The 9932-nt window shown below is 43.5% G+C and carries 10 protein-coding genes; 9 read left to right on the forward strand and 1 reads right to left on the reverse strand.

Translation table 11 applies throughout. The features are described from left to right. Nucleotides 1–256 precede the first annotated feature (256 nt). Both ISR87_06050 and ISR87_06055 read left to right on the forward strand, forming a co-directional pair. Nucleotides 257–2326: a thioredoxin domain-containing protein gene (locus tag ISR87_06050; GenBank protein ID MBL7025002.1), complete on the forward strand. Its 2070-nt coding sequence runs from the start codon at nt 257–259 to the stop codon at nt 2324–2326. A gap of 72 nt (nt 2327–2398) precedes the next feature. Further along, nucleotides 2399–2917 carry a molybdenum cofactor guanylyltransferase gene (locus ISR87_06055; protein ID MBL7025003.1) on the forward strand — a complete coding sequence of 173 codons (519 nt, stop codon included), beginning with the start codon at nt 2399–2401 and terminating at the stop codon, nt 2915–2917. Here ISR87_06055 and ISR87_06060 read toward each other — a convergent pair. After that, nucleotides 2904–3383 carry a hypothetical protein gene (locus tag ISR87_06060; protein ID MBL7025004.1) on the reverse strand — a complete coding sequence of 160 codons (480 nt, stop codon included), beginning with the start codon at nt 3381–3383 and terminating at the stop codon, nt 2904–2906. The genes ISR87_06055 and ISR87_06060 overlap by 14 nt on opposite strands. 174 nt (nt 3384–3557) lie before the next feature. On the opposite strand from ISR87_06060, the gene ISR87_06065 reads away from it, so the two are divergent. The 7 genes from ISR87_06065 to ISR87_06095 are packed head-to-tail and all read left to right on the forward strand — an operon-like array spanning nt 3558 to nt 9227. Continuing rightward, nucleotides 3558–4535, forward strand: a complete 978-nt coding sequence (locus tag ISR87_06065; GenBank protein ID MBL7025005.1) for an HD domain-containing protein — start codon at nt 3558–3560, stop codon at nt 4533–4535. Between the two features lie 7 nt (nt 4536–4542). Then, on the forward strand, nt 4543–5124 hold the full coding sequence (locus tag ISR87_06070; GenBank protein ID MBL7025006.1) for a hypothetical protein: 582 nt from the start codon (nt 4543–4545) through the stop codon (nt 5122–5124). Further along, nucleotides 5114–6706 carry a hypothetical protein gene (locus tag ISR87_06075; GenBank protein ID MBL7025007.1) on the forward strand — a complete coding sequence of 531 codons (1593 nt, stop codon included), beginning with the start codon at nt 5114–5116 and terminating at the stop codon, nt 6704–6706. The genes ISR87_06070 and ISR87_06075 overlap by 11 nt, the downstream gene beginning before the upstream one ends. Before the next feature lie 50 nt (nt 6707–6756). After that, nucleotides 6757–7305, forward strand: a complete 549-nt coding sequence (locus ISR87_06080) for an RNA polymerase sigma factor (protein MBL7025008.1) — start codon at nt 6757–6759, stop codon at nt 7303–7305. Nucleotide 7306: 1 nt separating this feature from the next. Next, nucleotides 7307–7726, forward strand: a complete 420-nt coding sequence (locus ISR87_06085; GenBank protein ID MBL7025009.1) for a hypothetical protein — start codon at nt 7307–7309, stop codon at nt 7724–7726. Nucleotide 7727: 1 nt separating this feature from the next. Continuing rightward, nucleotides 7728–8222, forward strand: coding sequence for a hypothetical protein (locus ISR87_06090; GenBank protein ID MBL7025010.1), 495 nt, complete (start codon nt 7728–7730; stop codon nt 8220–8222). A gap of 21 nt (nt 8223–8243) precedes the next feature. Then, complete coding sequence (locus tag ISR87_06095; protein ID MBL7025011.1) at nt 8244–9227, forward strand: hypothetical protein; 984 nt, start codon at nt 8244–8246, stop codon at nt 9225–9227. The last annotated feature ends 705 nt before the right edge of the window (nt 9228–9932 follow it).

The following is a 9932-nucleotide window of genomic DNA, read 5'->3' on the forward strand; positions in this document are numbered from 1 at the left end:
ATTACATTCAATTTTTATATGGTTGCAAGTTGTCGTCGGAAAAGCAGATATGGATACCTGGAATCCAATCATGATACCAAATCCAGAGAAAACAAAAGATCTGCTTCATGACAATTATGACAATATTAATCGCATTAAAAGTGCCAATGAATATATTCCTCGAATGACAAAACAAATGTTTAGATTCAATCGCTCTCATAACACCCTAATAATTATTAGCATTACAGCGCTTATCATATCTTGCCAAGGAGATTCAATGCACGACTCCCACCCGTATACAAACAGACTCGCTAAATCATCTAGTCCCTACTTACTTCAACACGCCCATAACCCAGTTGATTGGTATCCATGGGGGGATGAGGCATTTGAAAAAGCACGGCTGGAGGACAAACCAATCTTTTTATCCATTGGTTACTCAACCTGTCACTGGTGCCACGTGATGGCTCATGAATCTTTCGAGGATGAAGCCGTGGCCAAGCTCATGAATGAGAATTATGTATGTATAAAGGTCGATCGAGAAGAGCGCCCCGACATTGATCAAGTCTACATGGCTGCAGCGACTACCCTCATCGGGCGAGGGGGTTGGCCGCTCACCATTGTGATGAGTCATGATAAACGGCCCTTTTTTGCAGGGACCTATTTTCCCAAGGAGTCCGCACCAGGGAGGATGGGTATGTTAGACCTCTTACCCAAAATTACCGAAGCGTGGAAGACACAAAGAGCAGAAATTGAAGGTGCCGCTGATCAAATAATGCATGCATTGCAGCAAAAGACACCGGAACAGGCTGGTGAATTATTGGATGGTGATGTGCTTGCCAAGGCCAGTTCAGACTTCAAGCGAAATTATGATTCCTCCAAAGGTGGCTTTGGGTCTGCGCCTAAATTCCCCTCACCCCATAATCTGGTATTTTTACTCCGGGAAGGGTACCGAACCGATGATTCTACAATTTCTAACATGGCGCTTCACAGTCTCAAGGAGATGAGACTAGGGGGTATTTTCGATCATATCGGCTTTGGCTTCCATCGATATAGCACAGATGCAAACTGGCATGTCCCACATTTTGAAAAGATGCTTTATGACCAGGTAAACCTCATGCTGGCATACACTGAGGCTTGGGAACTAAGCCGTGATCCTCTATTTCTCCAAACTGTAGACGAGATTTTCGCCTATCTCTCAGACAAACTAAAGGCTCCCACAGGAGCCTATTACTCAGCCGAAGATGCCGATAGTGAAGGGGAGGAGGGTAAGTTTTATGTCTGGTCCTGGGAGAAACTCCAGGAAGTGATGGGTGATGATCAACTCGCCAAATTCGCACCCATCTTTGGCCTTCAAAAAGCAGGAAATTTCGATGATGAAGCCAGTCGCCAACCTTCGGGTGAGAACATTTTTGATATTGATTCTGGTTCAGAATATAAGGTCTTAGTAAATAGCGAGGAATGGGCAGAGCTGCGTGAAAAACTGTATCAGCTACGGGAGGACAGAATTCATCCTGGTCTGGACAATAAAATACTGGCAGACTGGAATGGTTTGGCCCTTTCGGCACTTTCCCGTGCTGCTTCTGCTACAGGGAAGTCACAGTACAGCAAGGCGGCTTCTGAATTGGCTACATTTCTCAGGGATGAAATCATGAGGGATGGCCAATTATTGCATATGCCAGAATCTGGGGATAATAGAATTGAGGGATTTCTTGATGATTACAGTTTTATCATCCAGGGATTCAGAAACTATTACGAAACCTCATTTGATGCAGAATATCTAAAATTGGCGATTCAGCTACAGAATACTCAGCTCAGCAAATTCTGGGATGAAGAGGGTGGTGGATTTTTCTTTACGGAAACAGGGGATAGTGATCTGTTCATCCGTCAGAAAGAAATTTATGATGGCGCCATTCCTTCAGGGAATTCTATTGCCGCAGAAAACCTGTACTATCTGGGGCGCCTGGCAGAAAAGCCTGAATGGGAAAGACTTTCAAGAAAGATCGGTGAGACCTTTTCTGAACAGGTCAATCGTGCTCCACGTGGATTTTCGGCACTCTTGCAGATTGTTCAAGCGCAGGTGAATGGAACCCGGGAGATTGTTATCGCTGGTGACAAACAGAATCTTGCTGATGCACGTGGTGTCCTCAGGAAGTTTTATGATCCTTTTAAACTTACACTTTACCGACCCAATGAAAACTTTGATCTTATCGAGGATATTTCAGGATTTTTATCTTACCAAAAAGCTATTGATGGGGGCCTGACCGTTTATATTTGCCAGGACTATGCCTGTCAATATCCCTCAACTGATTTGCCTGCACTGGAGAAAGCTCTTCAGGAAACATTTTGAGATTAAGCGATGAATGCTTCGCCATGTAATTCTTGCACCGCTATAATTCTTGCTGGTGGTAGTGGGAAAAGAATGGGGAAGGATAAGCGCTTTCTAAAAGTGGGCAATGAGCAGCTATTGGATCGTCAGGTTCGTATCTTAAAACAATATTTTGGGGATGTCCTCATCTCGGCTAACGATCCAGGAAAACTGGCATATCTCAATTTACCTGTTGTGAAAGATGAGCACCAGGGTCGAGGTCCCCTCGAGGGGTTAACTTCAGTCCTCAGTGCTTCACGGACAGAGTACAATTTTGTAGTAGCAGTTGATATTCCTACCATTGACATGACTCTGGTTGAGAAAATGAGATCACACCTGGATCATGTATCTGCAGTAGTGCCAATATGTATTGACGGGCGACAACAACCCCTATTCGCTTTCTACAGTAAGAACTGCATACCCATCTTCAGATCAGCCATGGATGATGGAGAGTATGCCATCCATAAAGCTTTGAAAAAATGCCCGGTATATTTCTTCCCCATGAAAGACGAAACGCCCCTGATGAATCTAAATCGGAAAGAGGACTACGAATCTTATCTCAGGGAACAGTAATTAGCCCGTTTTTGATTGCTCTATCCAGATCTGCCCATAGCTCAATTTCCGTTTTTTCCTGCAGTAAGTGCAAATCTATTTCTGAAAGACGCCCCCAGATTAATTGACCTTTTAGGCTGACATATCCTTCCTTTTGAATACACTTGATCATGAGTCGGATTGCCCTGGTCTGGAAAGCTTCTCCGTCTCTGTATTTATCCAGAGCTATTTTCATTTCAGCTTGAACCAGTAGAAGTTCCACATAGGCCTCAACCAATTTTGAATCACCCAGTAGGGTTAGGGCAGTGCTTTCATCCACCATTTCAACAAGATCGGCGTGTTCGGGCATGATTGTATGGAGGACATTTGCTAAATTCTGATCTGCTTCAGAAGCTTGCCCTTTTGCATTCAGTTGTAAAGCAGCAGTAATGACTTCGCCTATCATCTGAATCATGCGCAGGATATAGTCTTCTTGAAGATTGGACACATTTCACCTTGATTGCCGTTTTGATATTGCTTAGAATGTAGACAAACAAAAGTCAGTTGGGTAGACCAAGTTCAATTCAGAGGGTGTAAACCACGACCTTCAGCATTGGAATTGTCTCACAATTAAAATTAATTAAACTGTTCCCCGAGCATAAGCAGGAAGGTAGTTTCTTACATGAAAGCCAAAATCACCAGGATAAATAACTTTCGTAAAAATTCCCTCATTCAGGGGTTTTTTCTGGTCAGAGAAAAACATCTCAGGAGTACGCGTACAAATCATCCCTATTTGCAGTTGGATTTGCAGGATAGTACAGGCACCATCGAAGCAAAAGTTTGGGAAAATGTGCCCGCCTTTGAAAAATCATTTGATGTTGGAGATGCTGTGGTCGTGAAAGGCAGGGTAAGCCTATACAGAGAACAGCTTCAGCTTGAAGTCGAGGATATTGGGAAAGCTTCACCTGAGAAGCACGCGGAGTATGGATTTGATTTAGCAAAATTGATCCCCAGCACCAAACACAATGTGAATCAGATGTGGCGCGAATTAGCCAAAATTATCAAAGAGATGAAAAATACCCATCTCAAATCCCTGATCAGCAACATCTATAAAGATAATGCCGATATAATAAAACAACACCCCGCTTCAATGAAATTGCACCATGCCTGGTTAGGTGGCTTTCTTGAACATGTATTGTCCATGGCCAAGATTGGTGTGTATCTGGGTGAACACTATAATGTAGATGGCGACCTGCTCCTGACTGGTATCCTGCTCCATGATATTGGAAAAATCATTGAGTTGAATCCGGCTCAACAACCAGGATACACCGATGAAGGCCAACTTTTGGGGCATATAGTACTGGGACGTGATTTAGCCAGGGAAGCCATGGCAAAAATTGATGACTTTCCCAAAGATTTACAACTTAAGGTTGAGCACATGATACTTTCACATCAGGGCAAATATGAATGGCAATCACCCAAGCGACCAAAATTCAAGGAAGCGTTACTATTGCACCATATTGACGAATTGGATGCCCGCATGAATATGATGGAGGAAGTGCTCGATAAAGACGGAGAGCCAGGTGTGTGGACCAATCGTTTTAACTATTTCCGCATTCCACTACTGAAAGGTGAACTAGAGAGTGATCAGGAAGTCTAACCAATTCATGGAAATGTCTCTATCAGAATATAGACGAATTGCCCTCATGTCGCTGTGGACAGGTCTGATTGTCACGGTTGGAATGGTTTTCGCGTTGATTCCCAATATTGAGTTGATTATTCTATCAGCCTTCCTCGGTGGTGTGGCACTGGGACCAAGACGCGGTTTAATTGTTGCGCTGGTGGCGGAAGCAATCTTTTCAGCTTTAAATCCCATCGGCTCTGGTCTGGGATTCCCGGTTCTATACCTTTTTCAAATCATCAGCCTGGGTTTGAGCGGACTGACTGGCGGGCTTTTATCCAGGTTTTTAGCAAAAGAACAACCCTATCTGCTAACTTCCATCGCACTGGGTATCATTGGCTTTTTATTGACAATGTTTTATGATGTACTTACGACATTGAGTTTTCCTATCAGTTCAGGGATGACGGAAGGAACTGTCTGGGCTACACTGAGTGCTGGTATCATATTTTTTGTCACACACCTCGTTTCAAACACAATCATGTTTAGCCTTTTTGGTCCTGGTCTGGTCAGGTTGGTGCTTCGACAGCTTGAGATGCACGGCTTATTGAGGGGGCAGCATGCGGGTTAGAAATATCTTTCTGACGCTTGGGTGTGTCCCACTCTTCTTAAACGCACAATTGGATCACTTTGCAGTGGTTGGGAATAGCTATCCCGATTTTGGGGGCATCAATGGAAGTTGGGGACATCTTCAATTTTATCGCTCCTTCGGGATGCAAGGTATTGTCGTGGATGATTGGCGAGATTTGACTGTTGTATCTCCCTTAAGCGGTGAGCCCTTCAATACAGACCGCCAGGGTTGGATACCCATAGTCCCCACGGCAAGTCTCTGGCAGCAAATGCATCCTTCACTTACGGCACCTGCCGATACGACGGCAGCATCAACTCTGGTAAATTACAGACAGGGGGATGGGATATTTAAGGATTTTACATTGTGGTATCATAACAGTCTGGATACTGAGACTCGATATGGATGGACCTCAAAATTGAGATCACATCCCCGCATTTTGGATGCCACGGTATATGATGAACAACGGCACAGGTTTCAAGTCAATACAGAAAAGGATGGTCAATATTATAAGCTTGAAGCTGGGTATGATCACCAGATCAACCCGCTTTATATGATTGCTCAGGATAGTCTGTCTGCCTGGTATTACAATGATATTCCCCAGGTACACTCAAATCGGTGGGATGGAAGCTTTGAATGGAATAATCTGGACTCCAATTCTCAAGGAAGCGAATTATTTGCATGGGTACAGGGTGGCGTATGGAATTGGTCAGGAGGTGAGAGAAAATCTCTTTCTCAAATGGCTAATATGAAACATAGATTTAGCCTGCTGGGTCTGGGATCTGCAGGGCTGAAAATAGGATACATTTCCAAACAATTCGGTGGCAATAAACGAGCATACCACTTGTCGGAGTTCACACTGCCGCAGTGGTCAGGTGATAATTATTCACTGGAGATGGGCTTGAGAATGGTGGGGAAATCGCATTTTTCTCCCATAATCGACGCTCAATACGGAGTAGGTTCCCTGCACCTCAAATATCAAACCCATCAATTGGTTGAAGAGAGAATTTGGAATCCAAAATTATCTATTAGCACTATTCAAGAGTTGACAGCAGGGCTTACCTTTCGACATATAAACCTTTCAATGAGTTACTGGAGTGGTGAAGACGACGGATATGGCATATCTGGGTATTCTGGTGAGGGTCGCATCCGGTTCCCATGGCACATGTCAGCTATGATGGGTGGCGCTATCGTGGGTGGGACACATGATTGGATATTCTCTAAAAAATATATCAACTGGGAAGTCAATCAGGAGCTCACACTGTTTAAGGCAGCCCTTCATGGTGAATTGAAAGTCTGGGGGAAACATTGGTTTGATACCCAACCAGGTATGCTGGACGCAGAGAACTTTCAGACTACTTACTCCGGATTCCCAGGTGAGGAACTGCTACATCTTCTGAATTACACCATTTCTGGACAAGTAAGTTCTGTCATCGTCAGTTTCACCGACCAAAATCTTTTACATGACCAGCTTTGGTCACAATATGGATCCACTTCCTGGAACCCTGAATATTCACTTATGGCCAATCAGATCCCCAATTCTCGTTTTCGATATCTGTCGATTGTCTGGACCTTTGATAACTAGCCCTATCCACCCTCTTAACCTTTTGTCACTGACAAGCATCTAAACCTCCAGTGATGACAAAAAAGCCTGATATTGTGCTATTTGAAAAGGTTCAAAGCCGTGACTCCAGGGCCTTTGATCAACTCATGCGTGAATATTCCCCCGAGTTGTACAATTTCATTTTGAGGATTGTATCCAATACTGAAGACGCCCAGGATATTTTACAAGATACCTTTGTTCGTGTTTGGGAAAAAAGTCATCAGTTCAAGGGCAAGTCAAGCGTCAAGACCTGGATATTCAGAATTGCTATCAATCTTTCGTACACGCATTTGAAAAAGAGGAAGCGCTGGAGTTTATCAATCCTTGATGAGATCAAGTCTCTGATTTCAGGATCTGATCCAGCTCGAGATACTGAGAGAGAGTATAATTCTACGCTACTTGAAAAGAGTCTGGTATTATTAACACCGCGACAGCATGCCGTTGTGGTGGCTCGCATCTATCAGGATCTGCCCTTTGCTCAGATTGGAGAAGCACTGGGATGCTCAGAGAATGCAGCAAAAGTGCATTTTCATGAGGGTAAAAAAAGAATTGAATCATATATAAATAAGCAGGTGGGTTAAGATGGACAAAACAGAAAAATTTATCAGAGAAGAATTATCATCTGGAGATGAAAACCTCCAATTTGATATTGATACAGTCATTGCTGGAACCTATTCCAGCATCAAAAAGAGGGCGATTCGACGAAAGGCTTTCTATTCAAGTCCTGTCGCCATTTTGCTGGTGTTGATTGGGATTATGGTCATTCCAGGAAATGATGAGGACTTAACATTGCCTGGTAGCGAACTGATTGTAGCAGGTTGGGAATATTCCTGGACCGAAACCCAGGATCTGGATCTAGTAAATACGCAAGACACCGTATTTTATGATCAGAGCGTGGACTATTTAATTGATGATAACTACTTTACATACGTTGAAGAGGCCGATGCACTTCTGGACGAAAATGATCTGGAAGCTCTCATGGGCTATTTAAAGGAGGCGTAATATGCGAACAAAGCTTCTATTTTTGACCATCATCCTGGTTGGAACCTCACTTGGGCAACCGCCAACGCCAATGGAAGGTCGGAGGAATCCGCAGAATATGGATGCCATTCGAATCTGGAAGTTGACAGAGGTTTTGGAGTTAACCGAAGAACAGGTGGTTACATTCCTTCCTCTCGTTCAAATTCATGAGCGCAAACTAAAAGAAATTCAGGGCGAAATCAGAGTCCTGGCCAAAGATGCCCATGCACTCATGGAAAAGGGTGATGTGACTCAGAAACAGGTCGATAAATTCTTACAAGAATATGCTGAGAAGCAGAGAGCAGTGTTTAAAATAAAAAATGATTTCATCACTGGCCTGCCAGAGCATCTGACTCCTGAGCAACAGCTTATTTATATCGGTTTTGAGGCTCGCTTCAGAAGTGATTTGAGGGAGTACATGAAAAATGAACGGCGTGGTATGAAAAAAACCATGAAGAATACCCAAAAAGGTAAGTAATATTTAAGTGGAGATTGAACTATGAAAAAGTATCAAATTATCGTTTTGTTGGCACTCATTCTGGGAATGTTTGTATCCTGTGATGTGGCTGAAAGCGATACGAATACCGCTATTGAAGATGCCATTATGAGAGTTATCGCTGCAGATGATAGCACGTATGGAATTGAAGGCATGGGTGATATTGAAGATGAAGATTACGCCCTGGGTAAATCGCCAGAGGGAGATCATTCCGCTGAGTTGTTTACAATAATGTCAGTAAGAGATTCAAATTATGTATGGAGATTCGGTCGCAGAGGAATGGATGTGGAACGCGGTATTACAGTGGAAGTCGAAGACGATAGTTCTGCCCTGGCCCTTATCACACATGCTGTCACCGGGACATTTCACGTACGTCAATTTGCCAGGGTTTGGACAGGTGAAAGTGAATGGACAAGAGGTGATTCAATCCGATTCAGTGAGAAGCCCATTGCCATGACATCAACGCGTCGAGTCGCTTTTAGAAAACGTTTGAATGATGCTGGCGAGGAGCATTGGAAGCCAGTTGCAATGACTTTGCTAAGTGGTCACTCTGGCGAGGTGCTTGATATCGAGGCTCTGGAATGGGTTGCTGAAGATTCCACTTTGGTTTTGACCGATTTTGGAAACGTATTCTATAGCCGCAATAATCCACTCCTCCTCTCTCAAACTGGGATCAATCGAATGAATGTGGTCTTGAGCAATGAGGTTGAAGGTGAAGGAGAGATGGTCGCTGGTCGACTTGGATATCATCCTCGCTTAAGCCGTCCCGACTCGAGATCACGATTTCATTTTCATTATACTGAAACCCTGGATACAGGTGATAAGGTATATACCCAGCGCATCCTTCCTACCAGGCTCCATCGCAGACATTTCAAAGGTTTTATTGAAGTAATTGATTTCCGTACTCTTTTTGATCATGACTATGAAACGTATACTTCAGCTACACTGGGTTTTATTTATACGACTCGTGAAAGAGTAAGACCCTAGCCAGTAATAAAGCATAAAATACAAATTAGAGGCTGTCCCCAAATGGCAGCCTTTTTTTGTTGTAAATAAAGGGGGTATAAAAGAATATTCACACATATATCACTGTTAATATTATAGCTGTATATGATCAATCCATTGTCCCCAAAGGTTAACTTCAAAGCATACGAACAACACCTATCCCAACTCTTTCGCTCTATGGCTACCAGAAACCATTTGGTACGTCTGATCAGCAAGGTGATCGACAAGGTGGAACTGGATAGGGTTCTTCACATTTATCCTGGAGGCAGTATTCGGTCAAAACAAATCGTTACTCCAGCTACTTCCACTCCGAAGTTTTCATAAACTGAATAGTGAGTTTGGGTTTGATGCTATTGCCCAGAGTCTCATGAAACTATGGACGAAGAGAATCATGGGAACGGGAAAGAGTCGGTTAGCTGTCTCTGGTGAGCTGATTGTAGCTCCCATGACTTGAGAATATCACCATAGCTTGGATTTTAACATCTGTGATAATCCGCCTTCCCGGCGTAGCTCAACGAGCAGAGACGGGTGTAAATCTGTGACTAAAATAGTCGTCCCTGATAAACCACGTTTTACGCCACCTGGATTTTGGCTGTATCGCAGCAAGCGTCAATGTTTCTAATAACTTGCCATATTTGATCGATTTTGGTACGGATAAAATCAGGCGCAAAAAGGATGGCTCTAAGA

The organism is Candidatus Neomarinimicrobiota bacterium (assembly GCA_016784545.1).
In the GTDB taxonomy this organism is placed as follows: domain Bacteria; phylum Fidelibacterota; class UBA8477; order UBA8477; family JABMPR01; genus JABMPR01.

What these genes read in the sequence shown, in the direction of transcription:
- ISR87_06085 (MBL7025009.1), top strand. Translation starts at nt 7,307, where the DNA reads ATGGACAAAACAGAAAAATTTATCAGAGAAGAATTATCATCTGGAGAT.
- ISR87_06065 (MBL7025005.1), top strand. Translation starts at nt 3,558, where the DNA reads ATGAAAGCCAAAATCACCAGGATAAATAACTTTCGTAAAAATTCCCTC.
- ISR87_06075 (MBL7025007.1), top strand. Translation starts at nt 5,114, where the DNA reads ATGCGGGTTAGAAATATCTTTCTGACGCTTGGGTGTGTCCCACTCTTC.
- ISR87_06050 (MBL7025002.1), top strand. Translation starts at nt 257, where the DNA reads ATGCACGACTCCCACCCGTATACAAACAGACTCGCTAAATCATCTAGT.
- ISR87_06070 (MBL7025006.1), top strand. Translation starts at nt 4,543, where the DNA reads ATGGAAATGTCTCTATCAGAATATAGACGAATTGCCCTCATGTCGCTG.
- ISR87_06090 (MBL7025010.1), top strand. Translation starts at nt 7,728, where the DNA reads ATGCGAACAAAGCTTCTATTTTTGACCATCATCCTGGTTGGAACCTCA.
- ISR87_06055 (MBL7025003.1), top strand. Translation starts at nt 2,399, where the DNA reads ATGGGGAAGGATAAGCGCTTTCTAAAAGTGGGCAATGAGCAGCTATTG.
- ISR87_06095 (MBL7025011.1), top strand. Translation starts at nt 8,244, where the DNA reads ATGAAAAAGTATCAAATTATCGTTTTGTTGGCACTCATTCTGGGAATG.